22 protein-coding genes, 1 rRNA gene and 1 pseudogene are annotated in these 19,446 nt (G+C 27.4%); 14 read left to right on the top strand and 10 right to left on the bottom strand.

From position 1 onward, the window contains the following. Window positions 1–19 precede the first annotated feature (19 nt). Window positions 20–400: a DUF6122 family protein gene (locus H518_RS21395; RefSeq protein WP_081411152.1), complete on the top strand. Its 381-nt coding sequence runs from the start codon at window positions 20–22 to the stop codon at window positions 398–400. 159 nt (window positions 401–559) lie between these two features. On the opposite strand, the gene H518_RS0104685 is transcribed toward H518_RS21395, so the two are convergent. From H518_RS0104685 to rimO, 7 genes are all read right to left on the bottom strand, one after another. Continuing rightward, window positions 560–1,300 carry a Dph6-related ATP pyrophosphatase gene (locus H518_RS0104685; protein WP_028887994.1) on the bottom strand — a complete coding sequence of 247 codons (741 nt, stop codon included), beginning with the start codon at window positions 1,298–1,300 and terminating at the stop codon, window positions 560–562. A gap of 54 nt (window positions 1,301–1,354) precedes the next feature. Then, on the bottom strand, window positions 1,355–2,266 hold the full coding sequence (locus tag H518_RS0104680) for an NmrA family NAD(P)-binding protein (protein WP_028887993.1): 912 nt from the start codon (window positions 2,264–2,266) through the stop codon (window positions 1,355–1,357). Window position 2,267: 1 nt separating this feature from the next. Continuing rightward, window positions 2,268–2,663 (bottom strand): hypothetical protein, encoded by a 396-nt coding sequence (locus tag H518_RS0104675; protein ID WP_028887992.1) that lies wholly within the window; start codon window positions 2,661–2,663, stop codon window positions 2,268–2,270. Window positions 2,664–2,673: 10 nt separating this feature from the next. Beyond that, window positions 2,674–3,588, bottom strand: a complete 915-nt coding sequence (locus H518_RS0104670; protein ID WP_028887991.1) for a DUF6268 family outer membrane beta-barrel protein — start codon at window positions 3,586–3,588, stop codon at window positions 2,674–2,676. 170 nt (window positions 3,589–3,758) lie between these two features. Continuing rightward, entirely contained in the window at window positions 3,759–4,334 is a 576-nt protein-coding gene (locus H518_RS0104665; protein WP_028887990.1) for a Crp/Fnr family transcriptional regulator, read from the bottom strand. Between the two features lie 142 nt (window positions 4,335–4,476). Then, on the bottom strand, window positions 4,477–4,764 hold the full coding sequence (locus tag H518_RS0104660) for a hypothetical protein (protein WP_155995159.1): 288 nt from the start codon (window positions 4,762–4,764) through the stop codon (window positions 4,477–4,479). 227 nt (window positions 4,765–4,991) lie between these two features. After that, window positions 4,992–6,356 carry a 30S ribosomal protein S12 methylthiotransferase RimO gene (gene rimO / locus H518_RS0104655; RefSeq protein WP_028887988.1) on the bottom strand — a complete coding sequence of 455 codons (1,365 nt, stop codon included), beginning with the start codon at window positions 6,354–6,356 and terminating at the stop codon, window positions 4,992–4,994. Between the two features lie 315 nt (window positions 6,357–6,671). On the opposite strand from rimO, the gene H518_RS0104650 reads away from it, so the two are divergent. From H518_RS0104650 to H518_RS0104620, 6 genes are all read left to right on the top strand, one after another. Further along, window positions 6,672–7,604 (top strand): RHS repeat domain-containing protein, encoded by a 933-nt coding sequence (locus H518_RS0104650; RefSeq protein ID WP_028887987.1) that lies wholly within the window; start codon window positions 6,672–6,674, stop codon window positions 7,602–7,604. A 393-nt stretch (window positions 7,605–7,997) separates the two neighbouring features. Next, on the top strand, window positions 7,998–9,122 hold the full coding sequence (gene tssD / locus H518_RS0104645; protein ID WP_028887986.1) for a type VI secretion system tube protein TssD: 1,125 nt from the start codon (window positions 7,998–8,000) through the stop codon (window positions 9,120–9,122). A gap of 14 nt (window positions 9,123–9,136) precedes the next feature. Then, window positions 9,137–9,637 (top strand): hypothetical protein, encoded by a 501-nt coding sequence (locus H518_RS0104640; protein ID WP_028887985.1) that lies wholly within the window; start codon window positions 9,137–9,139, stop codon window positions 9,635–9,637. Window positions 9,638–9,922: 285 nt separating this feature from the next. Continuing rightward, on the top strand, window positions 9,923–10,435 hold the full coding sequence (locus H518_RS0104635) for a hypothetical protein (protein ID WP_155995158.1): 513 nt from the start codon (window positions 9,923–9,925) through the stop codon (window positions 10,433–10,435). Between the two features lie 105 nt (window positions 10,436–10,540). Further along, window positions 10,541–11,011, top strand: coding sequence for a hypothetical protein (locus H518_RS0104630; RefSeq protein WP_028887983.1), 471 nt, complete (start codon window positions 10,541–10,543; stop codon window positions 11,009–11,011). A 366-nt stretch (window positions 11,012–11,377) separates the two neighbouring features. Next, a complete protein-coding gene (locus H518_RS0104620) occupies window positions 11,378–11,938 on the top strand; it encodes a hypothetical protein (RefSeq protein WP_028887981.1) in 561 nt (186 codons plus the stop codon). A gap of 57 nt (window positions 11,939–11,995) precedes the next feature. Here H518_RS0104620 and H518_RS21595 read toward each other — a convergent pair. Beyond that, window positions 11,996–12,085 (bottom strand): annotated as a pseudogene (locus H518_RS21595) (transposase); the annotation flags it as partial. 693 nt (window positions 12,086–12,778) lie between these two features. Between H518_RS21595 and H518_RS0104615 the strand changes: the two are divergent. From H518_RS0104615 to H518_RS0104600, 4 genes are all read left to right on the top strand, one after another. Then, window positions 12,779–13,012 carry a hypothetical protein gene (locus H518_RS0104615; RefSeq protein ID WP_028887980.1) on the top strand — a complete coding sequence of 78 codons (234 nt, stop codon included), beginning with the start codon at window positions 12,779–12,781 and terminating at the stop codon, window positions 13,010–13,012. A 62-nt stretch (window positions 13,013–13,074) separates the two neighbouring features. Further along, the gene (locus H518_RS0104610) at window positions 13,075–13,332 is read left to right on the top strand and encodes a DUF2024 family protein (RefSeq protein WP_028887979.1); all 258 of its coding nucleotides are present in this window, start codon (window positions 13,075–13,077) and stop codon (window positions 13,330–13,332) included. A 404-nt stretch (window positions 13,333–13,736) separates the two neighbouring features. Continuing rightward, window positions 13,737–14,477, top strand: a complete 741-nt coding sequence (locus H518_RS0104605; protein ID WP_028887978.1) for an AAA family ATPase — start codon at window positions 13,737–13,739, stop codon at window positions 14,475–14,477. After that, entirely contained in the window at window positions 14,467–15,048 is a 582-nt protein-coding gene (locus tag H518_RS0104600) for a MarR family winged helix-turn-helix transcriptional regulator (RefSeq protein WP_028887977.1), read from the top strand. Before H518_RS0104605 ends, H518_RS0104600 begins: the two co-directional genes overlap by 11 nt. Window positions 15,049–15,060: 12 nt before the next feature. Here the strand turns inward: H518_RS0104600 and pdxR are convergent, their stop codons facing one another. Then, the gene (gene pdxR / locus H518_RS0104595; protein ID WP_028887976.1) at window positions 15,061–16,467 is read right to left on the bottom strand and encodes a MocR-like pyridoxine biosynthesis transcription factor PdxR; all 1,407 of its coding nucleotides are present in this window, start codon (window positions 16,465–16,467) and stop codon (window positions 15,061–15,063) included. 89 nt (window positions 16,468–16,556) lie between these two features. On the opposite strand from pdxR, the gene H518_RS0104590 reads away from it, so the two are divergent. From H518_RS0104590 to H518_RS0104580, 3 genes are all read left to right on the top strand, one after another. Beyond that, entirely contained in the window at window positions 16,557–17,015 is a 459-nt protein-coding gene (locus tag H518_RS0104590; protein ID WP_051263662.1) for a cupin domain-containing protein, read from the top strand. Window positions 17,016–17,036: 21 nt separating this feature from the next. Beyond that, window positions 17,037–17,921 (top strand): dihydrodipicolinate synthase family protein, encoded by an 885-nt coding sequence (locus tag H518_RS0104585; protein WP_028887974.1) that lies wholly within the window; start codon window positions 17,037–17,039, stop codon window positions 17,919–17,921. 263 nt (window positions 17,922–18,184) lie between these two features. Continuing rightward, window positions 18,185–18,910 (top strand): YggS family pyridoxal phosphate-dependent enzyme, encoded by a 726-nt coding sequence (locus H518_RS0104580; RefSeq protein WP_028887973.1) that lies wholly within the window; start codon window positions 18,185–18,187, stop codon window positions 18,908–18,910. A gap of 311 nt (window positions 18,911–19,221) precedes the next feature. On the opposite strand, the gene rrf is transcribed toward H518_RS0104580, so the two are convergent. Then, window positions 19,222–19,330, bottom strand: a 5S ribosomal RNA gene (gene rrf / locus H518_RS0104575). Between the last annotated feature and the right edge of the window lie 116 nt (window positions 19,331–19,446).

The following is a 19,446-nucleotide window of genomic DNA, read 5'->3' as shown; positions in this document are numbered from 1 at the left end:
AATTGTTTAATTTTATTTTATGCAATCCTTTATTCATTACTTTTTACATTTTGGCTTTCCTTTTATAATCGCTTATTTCTTCTTCAGAAAGAACTATAAAAAGGTGTATTTAATTTTAGTTGCTACCATGCTGGTCGATTTAGACCATATTCTTTCTTCTCCTATTTTTCAAGCCAATAGATGTAGCTTCGGTTTTCATCTTTTACATACTTATTATGCAATCGTTATATATATACTATTACTCTTTTTTAAAAAACCTTATAACATTATTGGTTTAGGCCTTTTACTACACATGTTAACTGATTTGATAGACTGTTTATTTATGTACAACAACTGTAAACAATGCTACATAAACACACCAGCAGAAGCTATTTTAAAACAAATAATGAGTCTATTTTAATACACAATCACAATTTTTTATAATGAGAATTCTTTGAAGCTAATTCCCGCTTTACGCACTCGCTCTTTGCAAGGAGCTCAAACAAATACTTCAATCGGGGCTAAGTCTATTTATAAACTATCTACAATCACAAAAAACTAATTACATCTTTAAAAGAAGCTATAATTCCTTTAAAATTAAATCACAATACCAAAAACTAGTATCATAATTTTTAACCTTTTCTGAAGTATCTTCATGACAATTTTGAGAATCGTCTTTGTTTAAAGTATATGATTTTAAAACCTTCTCTCCTATTTCAAATTCAACTGGATTTTTAAAAATTGGCCCATCAAAACAAAAAGTATGAAATTCGCCATTCTCTCCACAAACATCAACACTCTCTGGCAACTCATTTATAAAATCTTCATCTATAACTCTACCTACAAACTCTTTTCCTAATTTCTTAGCATTTACACAAACCGTAATGGTTTTAAAACCTAATTTTAAAAATTCTTTAAGTATTATTTTTGTGTCTTGTTTCCATAATGGATAAACGCCAGTAATACCTACTTCTTTTAATTTAGAATCTCTATACTTCTTTAAATCTTCTAAAAAAATATCTCCAAAAACAGCATGGTTAAGTCCTAATAATTTTAACTCAGTTGTTTTATCTTTCATTTTCTGGTTATAAAAATCCATCGTAACATCCGCAGGAAAATATATTTTCTCTAAAGGAATATTAATGCTTTTAGCTTGTGCTTCTAATAAGTTTTCATGAAGCCCATGCATAGAAACTCGTTGATAATCTTCATTTACATTTGTTATCAATTTTTCTATATGATACTCCTTTTGCTGTAAAATTTTATACAATGCAAATGCAGAATCTTTTCCTGAACTCCAATTAAAATAAGCTTTTTTCATAATTGTAAAGATGTAAAAAATAATCCTGCTAAAAGCAGGATTATAATTTCTTTATTAGCTGAAAAAATTCCATTTAGATGTTTTAAATAAATCACGAGACTCTTGTAAGTAAGCATCCATTATTCTAGGTTTTCTATTTAAAATAGCTTCAACAGTATCAGTTATTGGCTCAGGATGTTTAATTGCTAAAACATCTATCTCTACTAAATGTCTTGCCAACCAAGTTGGCAGTTTAGCTTGCTTTGTTAACTTTTTCATGTATTCATCTCTAGATATATTTTCATAAACAACATTTCTATTAGTAACATGAGATATTCTTTTTGCCATACTTGTATGAGATATTGCCTCTGGTCCTGAAATAACGATAGCCTCACCTTTTAAATTTTCTGGTTTTAATAAATAATGTACCGCTATTTCTGCTACATCTCTTGCATCTACATAATTCCTTTTTGCATTCTCCATAACACCAAATATCTTACCAAAATATTTAATTGTAAACGTATTTCGTTCCCAATTCTGCATAAATGAATGTGGTTGTAAAAGACAATAATCAATATTACTTTTTGCTAATCTTTTTTCTATCTGTCGATGCCAATCTCCAACCTCTACATGCGTATTGTTTGGTAAAACAGGTGCTGATAATTTTACAATTCGTTCAATTTTTAATTCTTCAGCTACCTCAATAATGTTTGTTTCATAAGTTATTTGATTCGGAGAAGTTCCTGTTAGTAAAAAAATAGCATCAGAGTTAATACACGCTCTTTTAATTTCTTCTTTTGAATCTAAATTTACAGCGATATAAGTAATCCTATTATTCTGTCCGTTTAATTCTATTGGAATCTTTCGTTTTGTATTTCTCAATATACCTCTTACAAAACAATTGCGTTTATTCAACTCTTTTAAAACTTCTACTCCTACGGTACCCGTTGCTCCGAAAACAACAATAGTTGATCTTTTTAAATTCATGCTATTTATATTGTATTAAAGGAAATTTCCAAGTTGTAATTATTGCACCTAATATTGATGAAGGAATAATATCTAACATATAAACTTCAAGTTTAAATAACTTAATTATTATTAAAGAAAATAATATCATTAATACCATCATTACTAAAATTCGTACATACTTGTTTTGTGGAAATTTTTTAAATAATTGCATTTGTCGTAAAATAAAGTATACTATTATTGTTGCAACCAACGATGGTATTGCTATGCTCGTGTAACTCGCCTTCATTAAAATTGTATTATCTAAAATCCATCCCGAAAACCAAGACATTACTGATGGAAAAAAATAAGCAGGAATTGCAACTAATAAAAGATTTTTGGTTGTAAAATTAGTCTCTATTAAATGTTCACTTTTCATAATTTGCTAGTTATTTAAATGGTTTAATTTTTATTCCGACTGATAAATAACCTCGCAATTTCGTATCATACTTGTAAACTTCGTTTTCATTAGCATCTTCAAAACCATATTTTTCATAAACTGAGTGTGTTCCTCTAACCATAAGACCAATGTTTTTAGAAACCCAATAATTATACTCTATCCCAGCTGAAACTGTAGTAAAAATAGAACGGTCTACGATTGTAGCATTTGGTTGATTTTGTACTAATGGCCTATTAATATTTGCTGTAAAATCATTCAGATCTCCTAAAACTTTAATAGCATGTTTTTTATTAAAATTATATTTCACGTAAGTATTTGGCAAACCAACAGCAAAAGTTATTTTATTATTAATATTACCCATAAAGTTTACTACTGGATTTACTGTTGTTTCACCAGACAATGTTAAGTAACCAACACCAAAAGTTAATACATAATAATTATTACTACCTTTTCTCCTAAACCTTTTTTCAGCAAATAAAATTCCATTTACATTTAAATCATCTGTTGTCATCTTATCATTAAAACTTGCAACAACATGGGGCATAAATAACGCATTTACCGACCAGTTTCTTGAAATTCTATACTGAGCTAATAAGCTATAATTTATATTGTAATATTTTTCTTTATCTCTAAGAAATGGTAATTTATTCCCTTTATATGCTATTGAATGATAATCCATACCAATAGTATTATACAAGGCTACTTTATTAAAAACTATTGGAGGTATCCCAAATTTGGTACTCATTCTTTGATAATCATACAATGAGTTGTCTTGTATTTCGGGTGTATAATGTAAATAGAACATATCTCTATCTTCATTTAAAACAAAAACATCACCCGTTACTTGCCCGTATATTTTACAGATAAGAAACAATGCTACAATTACTATTTTTTTACGAATCATTTTATTTGTATTAATTAAGTTTAATACAAAGATTGCCCGAAATAGCTTTTACAAAATTACCAAATGATAATTAAGAACATATTTAATAAGAGTTCAACATAAAAACTCTAATTTTCTAGTTTCATAATACATTCTCGAGTGCAGTCGAGAGGTATTTATCTACATTTAATCTATTTTTTTGTAGTACTAATCTCTTTTCTAATTCTACTAAGTGATTGTGGGGTGATTCCTAAAAATAAAGACAAATCTTTTAAAGGAACTCTAAATACTAAATCCGAACGTTTTAATAAATCTAAATATCGTTCTTTTGCTGTTAATGTTTGAAAATTATGTATACCGTACAATACACTTGCAAATGCATCTTCCCATACTAACCTTCCAAATTTTTGCCATGAAGGAAAACGATCATATAATATTTCCATATCATTATGAGAAATGCTAAATAACTCGGTATTTTCAATCGCTCTTATGTAAGATTTTGAGCGTGTTTTATTTTTAATCTTAGTTATATCACCTATAAATTCATTCTCAAAGGCTAAATATCTAGTATATTGAACTTCGTCTTTAATTTCATAAATAATAAGACCTCCAGAAACTATAAAGTAATAATCTGTTACTACTTGTTCTTTTTTCATGATAAATTTATCTTTCAATAATGTTTTACTTTTAAAAAAAGATAAAATAATATCTAACTCCTTTTTCTCTAGAGTTACATAACTATTAATGTACTTAATTAATCTTTCCATATTAACCGTTTCTAAACACTTTTTTTTAAAATTTATTATCAAATATAAATTAAAACAAGTTTTATTATTTGTCTAATATATTAATAAAAAATCCCGCTAAAAGCAGGATTTTTAAAGTTATTTTAAATTCTATTTGTAAAAATTAACAAGATAGTTGATTTATTAAGTTTTTTATTTCAGTTATCTTATCTTGTACAGATGAGCAATTTATATATGCGCTTATATAATTTTCTGCAGCTGTTTTATAAGCTTTACAGTTACTTATCGAAGGATTTGCTGCAAAGGATGAACCTGTATTACTTAAATCCTTCTCCAATTGAATTGCATTAATCGGATCACAAGAATATATAGATTCATCATCACTTGAAGAAGAACAACTGAGTATTGAAATAATAATAGTCGTGCAAAAAAATAATCTTAATGACTTCATATTTAAAATATTTATTACAAAACACTCAAAATTTGAGTGTTTTGTTTTTTCTTTGAAAACTGTCTTAATAATGTGTATTTTTCCTAGCATTTCCTATTGTATTACAATATATTAAGACTTTATTGCCATAACTTTTTATTGTACATCAACATCTGTTTTAATTATCTTCTCTTGATAATTAATAGCTAACTGAACCATTAATTCCTTTCTCGAAATTTTTAAAGTTCTTATTGGTGGTTTATTTTCTTTCTCTGATTTAAACTTGTTGGCTTTTCTTGTTTAACTAACGGAGTTCCATACAAATCAAAATCTCCAGCTTCATCAATTTTAACATCAATAAACTCTCCTAATTTTATGTAATGCTTAGTAGCATCAACAATCACATCATTATCAACATCTGGTGAATCAAATTCGGTACGTCCGTAAAAATACTCTCCATCTTTTCTATCAAATAAGCAACGGTAAGTGTTTCCAATTTTTTGTTGATTTAATTCCCAAGAAATTTGAGATTGCACTTCCATTATTTCATTTACTCTACGAAACTTTACATCGGCAGGTACATCATCTTCTAAAACAAAAGCGCCTGTATTTTCTTCGTGAGAATATTCAAAAGCTCCCATTCTTTCGAAACGCATTTCCTCTACCCAAGCTTTCAATTCTTCAAATTGCTCTTCAGTTTCTCCTGGATATCCAACAATTAATGTTGTACGAATTGCCATATTTGGCACTGCTTCTCTAAACTTATGAATTAATGAAGTTGTTTTTTCGTGTGTAGTACCACGCTTCATCGATTTTAAAATCTCGGTATTAATATGTTGTAACGGAATATCTAAATAGTTACAAACCTTTGGCTCACTTTTCATTACATCTAACACATCCATCGGAAAACCTGAAGGAAATGCATAATGCAAACGAATCCATTCTATACCATCAACTTTAACTAATTCTTTTAATAAATCTGCTAATGCTCTTTTTTTGTAAATATCTAAACCGTAATAGGTTAAATCTTGCGCAATTAACATAATTTCTTTAATTCCGCTTTTTGCTAATTTAGTTGCTTCAATTACTAAATTTTCAATTGGTGTTGATTTGTGTTTTCCTCTCATTAAAGGAATTGCACAAAAAGAACAAGGACGATCGCAACCTTCTGCAATTTTTAAATATGCATAATGTTTAGGTGTTGTTGTTAAACGTTCACCAATTAGTTCATGCTTATAATCTGCTTCTAAAACTTTTAGTAATGCTGGTAACTCATGTGTACCAAAATATTGATCTACATTTTTAATTTCTGCTTCTAAATCTGGCTTATAACGTTCACTTAAACAACCTGAAACAAATACTTTGTCAATTTCACCCGCTTCTTTACGTTGCGCATAATGTAAAATAGTATCAATACTTTCTTCTTTTGCTTTCCCTATAAAACCACAAGTATTAATCACAACAATATTTCCATCATCTTCAGGATCTTCATGAACTACATCTTTACCATTAGCTTTTAACTGCCCCATTAACACTTCACTGTCGTAAATGTTTTTAGAACACCCTAAAGTAACTACGTTGATTTTGTTTTTCTTGACTGTTTTTGTGCGCATTGTACTATAAAAATTTAGGATGCAAAGATACATCTTAAATATTTTACACACTTAATACTTTAGTTTGATTCTTACCTCCTATTTTTGATAGTTTATCTAACATTGAATTTAAATCATTAAAACGAATTCATATTCTTAAATGCATTGAAAAAAACAGTTATAAAACAAGCCTTTTTTTAGGCTACATGGTAAACCTATTAACGATATAAACCATTTAGAGTAAATACTGTTTTATCTATTTCAATTTTAGTATTCATTATCATAAACTCTGTCAAATTTAATTAAATTTGTTGTACAACATACTAAAATAAACTAATGAAATTTTATAAAATTATCGCAGGAGTACTATTATTCACTTCTTTTTGTTATTCTCAAGAAAACGGAAATGACTATAAAAATGAAAAACTTATAAATAAAGTTAAATCAGTAACGACTAAACATTATGAAGCTAATTTAGTTGACAAAAAAATAATAAGATTGAAGAGAGATAAACATGTTTTAAACAGAAAATACAGATATGATATTTATAAAAAATATGATACTAGAAAAAAATTGATTCAAACACATAAATATCATATAACTGGAGAACTTTATCTTTCTACTAATTTTTTATTCAATGAAAAGCAAAATAATACTGAGGAAATTATAGAATATCCTGATGGTCATAAAAGTAAAAAGACTTATGAGTATAATGATAAGAATTATTTAATTAAAAAAATTATACATGGCAAGAATTATTTAATTGTTGACACTTATAAATATGATAAAAATGGAAATTTAATAACCATATATAATACTGATGAGAATAATAGCAATAAAGGAAAAGAAATTTATAAATATGACATTAAGAATCAGTTAATAAAAAAAGGACAATATTACTCAGATGGAAGCTTTTCATATTTATGGGAATACAAATATGATGAAAAAGGTAATAAAATAATAGAAATTATAACTGGGTTATATGAAAGCTTAAGTCGTAAAAAATTATTCCGTTATGATAATAGAAATAATTTGACAAGAATTACTATATACGATATAAAAGAATCTCTTATTGGTGAAGAATTTTATCAATTTGATTCTAAAAACAATATAATTGAAGAACGTTTTAGCTACCCTGCTGACAAACGTAATGATTTATGGAATTATAAGTATGAGTTTGATAAAAATAGAAATTGGATTAAAAGAACGTCCTTCAAAAATAACATAGTACAGTTTGTTACTGATAGAAAAATAGAGTATTATGAATAATGTACGCTGTACAACACCGGTAACCGTTGCACAAGCCTATAATTTTATAAAAACAACGATAAAATAAGCCCTTTTTAGGGTTTTTATTTTTTACTTAAGCTTTCTAAAAACTAAAATTAAGTGAGCTTAAAACAAACACCTGTTTGTTTTTAAAAACATATTTAGAAAAATATGTAAACCGAAAGCCAGAATTCCTTTTTATTGCTTTGCCTATTATTACTACTTACAAAAAAAGATGGTTTTACCTTACTTTTTTTACGGCTTTTTAATGCCTTTTCTCTATTTCATGAAATACATTTGTAAAAAAAAAAGCAATGTTCTTGTTCTGAGAACAATACCTCCCAAATCAAACACTTATGATTTACAAACTTATTAATTGCAAAGAAAAAAATTATGGCAAAATCACAATTACATTTTTTAGGGCATGTAGTAGACCTATTAACAGTAGAAACCGTTTACACTAAAGACTTTAACAAATATAAGGGTGTTCCTATATTCTATAATAAAGGCGGCTTACTTAAATTTGTTTTAAATTACGAAGCAAATTTTCGTTTTTTAGAACGTATGAAAACTGTTAATTATAAACTTTATAAACGAGGCTATCCTGTTGACGACGGAAAAATTATTTTCTATGATGCAAATGGCGACCAACTAAAGGTATGGACCTTTAAAGATGCGCCTGTTGTTTATTATCAATTTAAATTTGATGCGAATGGTGGCGGATTAATTGTAGAAATGATAATTTCTCCTGCTATTCAAGATTATGGTTGTAAGCTTCATAGAAGCTGGCATATAACACCTATTGAAGAGGAAGGTTACAAATCGCCTGTCCAGGCTACTGAGAAGAAGGAAAAGAATAAAAACCTAAGAAAATATCAAATAAATCAAACAGGACACATTACTTTATATAAAGGAAAAATAGAAAATGTTGGAGATTATGACATTTTAATGAATCTTAAAGGAGAAGAAATTAAAATAGACGACACCAATATATTACCTCAATTAGAAAAAACGAAGATAGTTGGAAGTTATAAAATATCAATGGTTAAAGTGTCAGTTAAAAGTAAATATGACCTAGCTAAAGTATTTTTATTTTCTATAGACAACTCTAGTCCTGAATGGAGGTTTATTAGAACAACAAAAAATAAATATATTTTAGGAACACACTTTTCAGATGAAAATTCTCCAGGAAATTCAGAATTAGGGATAACTAGCTCTAAAATATTTTCAGACATTCACTCTCATCCAACTAAAGAAAAGAAATATACAATGATGGATGAAAAGAAAACACTTGGTTATTACCTAAACTCGAAAAACCCTTTAATGCCATATAGGGCGCTTTATAATGATTGGCAAATACATAGAGATGCTGTTGACGAAGGTCAGATTGTTCATAAGAAATATGTTTACATGACGGGTAGTACTAGATTATGGAAAATAACTTATTTTGGACCAGATCCTCAATATATAAGAGCAATTAACGGAGACTTTAATCGATTTTTCTTTGGAATTTTTTAAAAATATTTTATATCATGAAAAAATATATTTTTTTACTAATTATAATTATTCTAGGGTGCAAAAATTCTACAATAAAACCCTCTATTAAAAAAAGGCCGATAGTCGTATATGAAAAAAAGACTTTCAATAAAATTTCACATATAGAAAATATAAATAATTTCATAAAAAAACACGCATTAGAAAATGATGAATTTTATGGTGTAATATATGATGATACAAAGAAAAATATTAATTTAGGAGTAATAAAATATGCTAATAGCAAAATATTTGTAAAGAGTGGTTATAAAGGTTTTATAATGTATAAAAACAAATATCCCTTAGTAGTTATAAGTTTTCTAAATGATTCTTTAAATAAACAATTTATAAACTTAAGTAGTTTATCAACTAACTTGCCAAAAAAATATAATTATCACTATTCTAAAAAATATAGTAATAAACAACCTGTTTGGGATTTTATCATAAATAAAGACAGTGTTATTTTGTATAAAAAAGATACTCTAAGGATACGTTTTTAGAATTTTCAATTCTAAAAATAGCATTACAAGTGAAAAGACCTTACTCGAAATTGTATGAGTAATTACTAAAGATATAAAAGCATATTTTATTATTCGATTTATAGAAAATATTGGAATGTATTTATAATAAAGAATATACTATCGAAACACTCATACTAATTTACTGCTGTTTAAAGTAACGAGATGAATATTCATTTAGAAATTATGTTTATGTACCACAATCAGGAGTACTATGGCTTGTAGGCTACAATAAACCACATAACCTAAGACACCTAAAAAATAATTATGAGAGATTTTTCTTTGGCACATTTTAGCGTTAAAAAGGCTTATTTTATTCTATTTATAGTATTAAATATTGCTTGTAAACAAAATAATAATAATAAAGTTAAAGTGCTAAATATAGAGCAATCAAATTTTATTACTGACAGTATATTAAAAAACAAAATAATAGATTTTATTAATGTAAATGCTTTAGACAGTAATTATAAACAAGTTTATTTAATATCTTTTAACTTAAAAAACAAGGATACTTTATTAACTATCAGCAAAACATTTATGCCTAAAATTCATAATAAAAAAATGGAATACAAAGGAGGAAACTATATTAATTATTCTCCTATTTTAATTATTGACTTAATACCTGCTATTGGTAATAACTATTATGATTCTAAATATTTAAATGACAGTATTATTAATAAATATCGTTCAATTGAACATCCAACATTTTTCAGAAAAATAATGAAAAGTGAAAAATATTTAATTAAAAATAGAAATTGGCAACAGTTATTTGAAAATTAATAACCTTAAATAAAGCACAGTCATTAAAAATAATATATGATGTTATCTAGACTGCTTACTTAATTTTTTTTCGATTTCGAAGTAAACTTTCGTTTTTCAGAACGTATGAAGACTGTTAATTATAACCTTTATAAACGAGGATATCCTATTGATGATGAAAAAATTACTTTCTATGATGCAAATGGCGACAATTTAAAAGACTGGACCTTTAAAGATGCTCCTATTGTTTTTTATGAGGTGAAATTTGATGCTAACGGTGGCGGAATGAAGGTAGAGTTTTTACACAATAACAAAATTATTCAATCATATTATTCAGGAGAGCAAACTTTAGACGAGGTTATAGTAACCGCAAAAGGTTCGAAAAATTCTACTACTAATAATCAAAATATTCAGAGCAACTACCCAAAAGGAAAATGTCATGTTAAATGTGATGGTTTTGATAAGAATGGTATTTATGATAGTACTATTTTTACTACAGGTAAACTAAAAACTCACATAAAAGGGAAACGGAACGGTATAGAAAGTAGAATAGGGAATAAAACTCGTTTCTTAATGCTCGAACGAAAACTACTTTAGAAAAAAGCCAAGAAACAATAGAAAAGATTATGGATAAACTAAAAGATTTAAACCCTTTTGATTAATGAAACTATTTTGGAAGATTAACATATATGTGAGTATAATAGTATTTATACTTAATTTTATTGCAATGTATTTTGAAGTTTATATTCCCAATTTCTTTTTGGGAATATCTGGTCTTACATTTATTTTCTCTCCTTTTTTAGAAATAATTCAAGTTCCTTTATGCTTAATAGTCATTTTAACTACATTGAAAAATCAAAATAAGATTGTTTGGATGTATCTTTTAATGATGATTGTCTTTTTCATTATTAAAATTACTATTTATATTTTATTATTAGGAAGTATTGTCCCTTTAAATAATCAATGAAAAATTTAAAACGAATATTGCAAAGTATCTTGATTATAGTTTTAATTGGGCTTGTATTTCGAGGATCGGTTTACAGAAAAGTTATTACATATAAATCAATAGGAGAAAGAGTAAGCTATTCGGCTACAAATAAAAATCTTATTAAATATATTGAAGAAAACACTATTAATGCTAAAGACCCTAAAATTGAAAAAATAATAGATATGGGTCTTTCAGCAACCTCACGATTATTAAGATTTACAGCATCTAAAAATCATATTGAACCAAATAAACTTATAAATACTAAAACAGCTAACTGCATTGGTTATGCAACATTTTTTTCTGCAAATTGCAATTATCTATTAAAAAAGTACGCTCTTGATAATAATTGGATAGCTAAACCACACAAAGGGCAACTTTATTTATTTGGTATTAATATCCATAAATATTTCAAATCTGCCTTTTTTAAAGACCATGATTTTGTTATTATTGAAAATAAAAGAACAGGAGAAGTTTTAGCAGTTGACCCCTCAATAAATGATTATTTATATATTGATTATGTAACTATAAAAAACTAAAATTAAGTGAGCTTAAAACGAATACCTGTTTATATATAAAAACGATATTCCTGTATCATTTTTCACCTTTTTAGTAATGAACTTTAAGTATTTCTTTAAATTATAAGCAACAGTACATAAATGCATTTTCTTATTTGCTTGTTTTAATTATCATCATTTTATTCTTCAAACCTACTTAATAAGTAAGTTTAATTTTAAATAATTAGCGTAATTATTTTGTACACTACAAAAAAATAATTTTCAGGATTGCACAGCTATGTACATTTTTAAAAATTAAAAAAACAGGATTGTACAGTTGTGTACAATCCTGAAAAATAAAATTAAAAAACTGTACAAACATATACAGCTCTAAAAACATACAGTTTAAAACTGTACGAAAAATGAGCAAAAATAAAACTACGCTTATTGGTTAAATTCAAAATTATATAAAGAATTGTGTCATTTAAAATCAGAAGGATTTTTAGAAAAGTCTTAAATCCAAATACATCATTTTTAAATTGATCATCATCGCTTTTATTCTTTCTGGTTTATATCTATCCTAAGTAAGTTTTTACCTATTACTCCTCTCTATTTTAAATGCATTCATACTGTTAACCTAATCAACAACATAAAAAAACTACATAAATTCTCTTCCTTTTCAATCCCTATAGTACTCTCTAATTCATTAACTCAACTATATTTTATGGTACATAAACTTAGTGAAAAAGCTACTTCTTTTTAATGGGTAAAATCAAACTTCAAAAAAATAAATTCCAAAATATTTTTTTAGTTAGGATTCCTTACTATATTTGCAGTATGAATTCATAACATAATTATTTAATAATCTTAAAAAATAAACAAATGAGTAAATCAATTTTTTATCACGCAGGTTGTAGTGTATGTATTAGTGCAGAACATGATATTATAGCATTAGTAGGAAAAGACAATGTAGAGATTGTAAACATTGGCGAAGACAAATCAAGAATTAATGAAGCTGAACTAGCAGGTGTAAAATCGGTACCTGCATTATTAACACCAACTAAAAACGTGTTGCATCTTAATTTTGGAGCATCTATAGCAGATGTAAAAGGATAATAAAAAACATTAAAGTAGTGAGTCAATTTTACTAACTCACTACTTTAGCTTAACAAATACTTATGAAAATTTCAGTTTACGATACATACGTTCAAAAAAATAATAATACTGTTATGCACTTCGATATATTAGTTGAGGAAAGTAAAACATTAGAAGATGCTATTACTTTTGGAAAAGAATACCTGGCGTCAAAAAAATTATCTGATAAACAATTAACTACTAACGAATGTAAATTTTGCCATATGGAAACGGCACCTAACGAAGTAGAAGAAATTGTTTTAAGAGATGGCTATTATATTATAGAAATGGAAAACTGTTAAGCTATGAATGCTAAAGAAAGTATCTTTTTTCTTACGGAACGCCACACTTAAAAACGTTCAACTAAAAAACTATGGTAGAAGATAAATCGGTTATAAATATGTTCATGAAAATTACAAGCTAGAGCATCTTAAAATTACGGATAAAAACGTACTTGCTAAAAATCAACAATAATTTCATCTAATAGCCATCTCTTCAAAAAATAAAAAGAGTGTATTAAAAATGTCTTTTTTGAAATTACATCGCAAGAACTTATACAAACAGATGCATATGAAGTTTCTGATTATAAAAGAGTTTTAGAAACATTTTAATCTGATAAAAAAGCTTGGTTTTATATATCTGATAAAAATCATTAGGCATCTTTAATTAGGATTACTAACTTTGCTTTTTTTAAAGAAGAATAACAATGGCATTATATGATTTAATCTTAAACTCAAAAAATGAAACAACTATTGAATTAGGTAATATTCATTTAAGTTCGAGTAATAAAATTGTCTTACAGCAATTACTAAAAGAGTTTAAGTATATCAATATATTAAACGACTACAAATTACCTGTAGATAATAAATTACTTTTATTCGGACATACAGGTTGTGGAAAAACAACTACAGCTAAAGCAATTGCTAAAATATTAGATAAAAAAATATTTACCCTTAATTTAGGTGGTATTATATCTTCTCGTCTTGGTGAAACTGCCAAAAATATTACAGAAGTTTTTAAAAAAGCATCTCGAGAAAATGCTGTTCTCTTTTTAGATGAGTTTGATTATATAGGAAAAATACGTGACTACGATAATAAAGATTCTGGTGAAATGAAACGCTTGGTAAACACCGTTATTCAGCTGATAGATCAATTACCAAACGACACCTTATTAATTGCAGCAACCAATCACGCTAGTATTATTGATATTGCTTTATTAAGACGTTTTCAATTAAAACTAAAATTTGAGGCTCCTAATAATGGGGAACTAGATAAGTATTATGATTCTTTATTACTCCAATTCCCAGAAGAGTTTAGAAATGTAGAACGTTGTTATTCTATTTCGTATGCAGAGGCTAAAGACATAACTTTTAGGGCTCTTAAAAATAAAGTTATAGAAATTGAAGAGGCAAAAGAAATAACAATAGTAGCATTGGATGAAAAATAATAGCGTTAATCAAAAAATAATAAACGGATTAGAAAGAATCTCGAAAGCTTTTCGAGTTTTGCTTTGGGAAAAAAGTAAATTATATAAGATAAGTCCTATTCAAATACAGCTATTAATTTTTTGTAGTACTCATAAAAAAGAAGATTTAAAAGTTAGTTTTTTAGCTACAGAATTTGATTTAACAAAAGCTACAATTAGTGATTCTATTAAAGTATTACTTAAAAAAGAATTACTTACTAAAGCTATCAACGTTAAAGATTCTAGAAGTTTTACGGTACAGTTAACTAAAAAAGGAAAAGAAATTGTTGAAAAAACAGGTGATTTCACAACGGTATTAAATCAATCTATCAATTTCTTATCTCAATCAGAGAAAGGTGTTTTTTTAAAGCAGCTAATGCAACTTATTTATCAATTAAATCAAAGAGAGGTTATCTCTACCCAACGAATGTGTTTAACTTGCTATTATTACAAAAAAGATGGTAATCAACACTATTGTAATTTAATGGAAAAACCTTTGAAAAACATCGATCTTAGAATAGATTGTGATGAACATCAAATACTACAAAATTAAAATAGCTTTAACTTATAATATTTTATTTAATGCCATTATAACTTTTTCAATATTAGGTTTACTTAAACTCCCATATCCAAATCTAAATCCTTGAAAAGAGTTGTCAATACAATATTTGGAAGCATCTGTCATTCCAACTCCTGCCATTTCTAATTTACGAATTAAATCTTCAATCTTTATTCTCTTAAAAGGAGTTATCCAAAAAGCCAAACCTCCTGAAGGAGTAGTATACTCCACTTTATCTTTTAAATGAATTTTTAATAAGCTATCACAATATTTCCTTTTTTCAATATAATTTTTAGATGCCCTTTTTAAATGCCTCCTTATATCTCCATTCTTAATCAATTCCATAATGGCTCTTTCCATAATAGAATCATTTTGAATATCTATAATTTCTCTTAAAGAAGCTATTTTCTCAATAGATTTAACATTGCATACTAAAAAACCGATACGTAGTGAAGGGGCAATGATTTTACTAAAAGTACCTATGTATACATAGTTTTTTACATTTGATAAACTTGAAATAGGTAAAATTGGTCTATGATCAAAATGAAATTCATGATCATAATCGTCTTCAATAATAGTAAAGTTATACTTATTCGATAATTCTACTAATTTTAGTTTTCGTTTTAAACTAAGTGATACAGTTGTTGGATATTGGTGATGTGGTGTTATATATATTCCTTTTATATTAGTTCCTTTTAGAAGTAAGTTTTCTACCTCATTAATTTTTAGGCCAAGATCATCAACACCAATAGGCATAAGAATTGCTCCAGCACTTTCAAATGCTTTCCATGCTGGTTGATATCCAGGATTTTCAACTAAAATGATATCTTTTTTAGTAAATAAAGAATGAGCAATTAAATACAATGCCATTTGGCTACCACGAGTAATACATATTTCATCTGAAGTAACATTCATGCCTCTTCTATGATTCAGCATTTGTGAAATTATTTTTCTAAATTCACTACTCCCTCTACTGTCAGTATATCCTAATATATTTAATTTTGATTTTAAGCCAAATACTCTTCTGTACGCACTAGCCAACTCCTTTATGGGTGCTATTTTAGTATCAGGAACTCCATCATCAATTACGATTAAAGGTTTTTTGTTTATCAATTGATTCTGTTCAACCGCTGCTATTTCTTCATCCAATTCAATTGTTAATTCTGCGACAAAAACCCCAGTTCTATTTTTAGAAATAAGCCATCCTTCTACTATTAAAATATCTTGTGCTTTTATTATTGTATTTCTATTTACACCCACAATAGAAGCCAGTTTTCTTGAACTAGGTAATATTTCACCAGGCTTCAAACGTTGTTTTCTTATGGCTAATATAAAAGCATCCACTATTTGAAGGTATACGGCTTTATCCTCCTCTAAAGATATTTGTATATCAAAATCCCATAATCTGCTCATTGGTCTATCTATTTTTAATAAAACTGGATCATTTCAATAGACCAAATGTATTTTAAATTTGTCAATAATTAATATCTAAAACATATAAAATGTCAGAAAAAAAACAATTTAGTTCTAAAGATTTTCATCAAACATTCGCGAAACCAGAAGTAAGAATGCCTGAAAGAATCATTCACAAAGATGTTGAAACAGAAGAAGTTCATAGTCAGTTTTCAGAAGAGAGAAAACACCCCGTTCATTTTATTGACTTACCGAGTAAAAACGTTTCTATGACAATTGGAGGATTACTTCCAAATCAAACTACAAATAGACATAGACATACATATGAAACCCTTTTATATGTGATTGAAGGTTCGGGTTGGACTGAAGTAGAAGATAAAAAAGTAACATGGAAAGCTGGTGATGCAGTTTACATTCCTTCTTGGGCATGGCACAGACATGGTAATTTAAGTAACGATATTCCTGCTAAATATTTAGCTTGTGAAAATGCGCCACAACTTCAAAATTTAGGAGTCGCATTAAGAGAAGAAGAAGGAAGAGATTTCTAAATTATAATACTCATTAAATATATGAATAATAATAAATTTAAAGGAATAATTGCATACCCAATTACACCTTTCAAAGAAGATGAGAACATAAACCTTCCATTATTTAAAAAGCTAGTAGAAAGGTTAGTCATAAATAAAGCGAACGTTATTGCTCCTTTAGGAAGCACTGGTGTGCTACCTTATTTAAATGACTCAGAGAAAGAAAATATTGTTAAAGCAACTATCGAGCAGGTTAAAGGAAGGATTCCTGTTTTGGTTGGTGTATCAAATCTAACTACTGAAAGAACAATACACCATGCTAAATATGCAGAAAAACAAGGAGCTGATGCAGTGATGATAATTCCGATGAGTTATTGGAAATTAACACCTGATGAAATTTTTGACCATTATAATACAGTTGCTAAAGAAATAAGTATTCCTATCATGGCTTACAACAATCCTGCAACAAGTGGTGTTGATATGCCTACAGAATTGCTTGAAAGATTGTTAACTATTCCAAATGTTACAATGATAAAAGAAAGTACAGGTGATATTCAACGTATGCATTATTTGAAAAAAACACTTGGAGGTAAAGTTGCTTTTTTCAATGGATCAAATCCACTTGCTTTAGGTGCTTTTGCTGCTGGAGCTACAGGATGGTGTACTGCTGCCCATAATTTAATTCCAGCCTTAAATGTAAAATTATATGAAGCAATTGAAAAAAATGATCTCAAACAAGCTCAGGTTATTTTTCATAAACAACTAGAATTATTAAAATTTATTGTGAGAGTTGGACTACCTAGATCTATAAAAGCAGGCCTTAATATTCTTGGTGAAGATGGTGGATATTTAAGAAGTCCTCTGAAACCACTTTCTAATAAGGAGCAAGAAGAATTAAGGAATATCTTAACTTCTACATTGAATTAATACAATTTATAACCAACATAAAAAATAAACATTTTTTTGTGTTGGTTATTTTTATCTGAACAAAGCAAGTATTAACGTTATGAAAAAAGTTAAATTATAGTTATACTTAATCAGTTAGTTAAGAGATTCTCTTGTTTTGTCATTTCTATCAAGGACGTGAATTTTAAAGGAATTATTTGGTCGTATATCTATAAAATAATATATACTATTTAATTAACTTGATGACTAATCTTAAAAGCTTAATCTCTTTTGAATATTATAAAATGGAAAACATTATAAACAACATAAATATCATTCGCAATAGGATGAAGTATGCTTGCGAAAATGCAAGTAGAAAATCTGAAGAAGTACGTTTATTAATAGCTACTAAAACGGTAAATTCTGAGCGCATAAATTTTGCTTTACAACAAGGTGAAACTCTTATAGGTGAAAATAAAGTGCAAGAATTAAAACAGAAATGTAATTCAGTTAAAGAATTTAATCCTGAAGTTCATTTTATTGGTCATTTACAAAGTAATAAAATTAAAGAAGTACTTAAATGGGCAAGTTGCATTGAATCTATTGACAACATAAGTATTGCTAAAAAATTACAACAACGATTAATTTTTGAAGAAAAAGAAATAGACATTTATATTCAAGTAAATACTTCATTTGAAGAAAGTAAATTTGGCATTGCTCCTAACCAAACTATTGAACTTGTAAAGGAAATTTCCAAACTTAAGAACATTCACATTAAAGGCTTAATGACAATTGGATTATTAAGTTCTGAATCCACAGAAATAAGAAAATGTTTTCAACTTTTAAAACAATTACAACAAGATATTAAAACCCTTAACATTCCGAATGTAGAAATGAATGAACTATCTATGGGAATGAGTGGTGATTTAGAAATTGCTATTGAAGAAGGAGCTACAATCATACGAGTAGGAACTGCTATATTTGGCAAACGTATTTATCCTGATAGTTATTACTGGAATGAAACGACATGATAAACCCAAAAGTCTATCGTTAAAATATATTAAGTAGGAATACATCTATTTAAACCACATCTGCCACATTGATATAAACCTAAAATCAACAGCTTTAAATGTATTTATTAGTCAGCTATAATCACTTTTATATTACTTAAACAATACTTCAGTAAAAGTACTTAATGACAGACTCTTATAAATTCAACTCTTATTAAAACAACATTCTCATACCCCTTAGATTGGTAGTTTTATTAAATACTAATTGTTTGTTTTGATTTCAATTTAGCGCAAAAAAAAACCTCAATCTAAATATAGATTGAGGTTTAAAAGAAAGGCAACGACCTACTCTCCCACCATTGGCAGTACCATCGGCGCAAATGGGCTTAACTTCTCTGTTCGGGATGGAAAGAGGTGAGCCCCATTGCGATAATCACCTTAAATCGTTCAGTATATTTCAACTGTATAAGTTAACATATTAGTAAAATCATATCGTAAATTATCAAAAGAGTTTGCGTCCCGACCCGAAGGTCGGGAACTATACATAAGCCTATGGG

Origin of the sequence: Tenacibaculum ovolyticum DSM 18103 (genome assembly GCF_000430545.1) — a bacterium.
GTDB classification, from domain to species: domain Bacteria; phylum Bacteroidota; class Bacteroidia; order Flavobacteriales; family Flavobacteriaceae; genus Polaribacter; species Polaribacter ovolyticus.
This window is presented reverse-complemented; position numbering and strand designations above follow the sequence as displayed.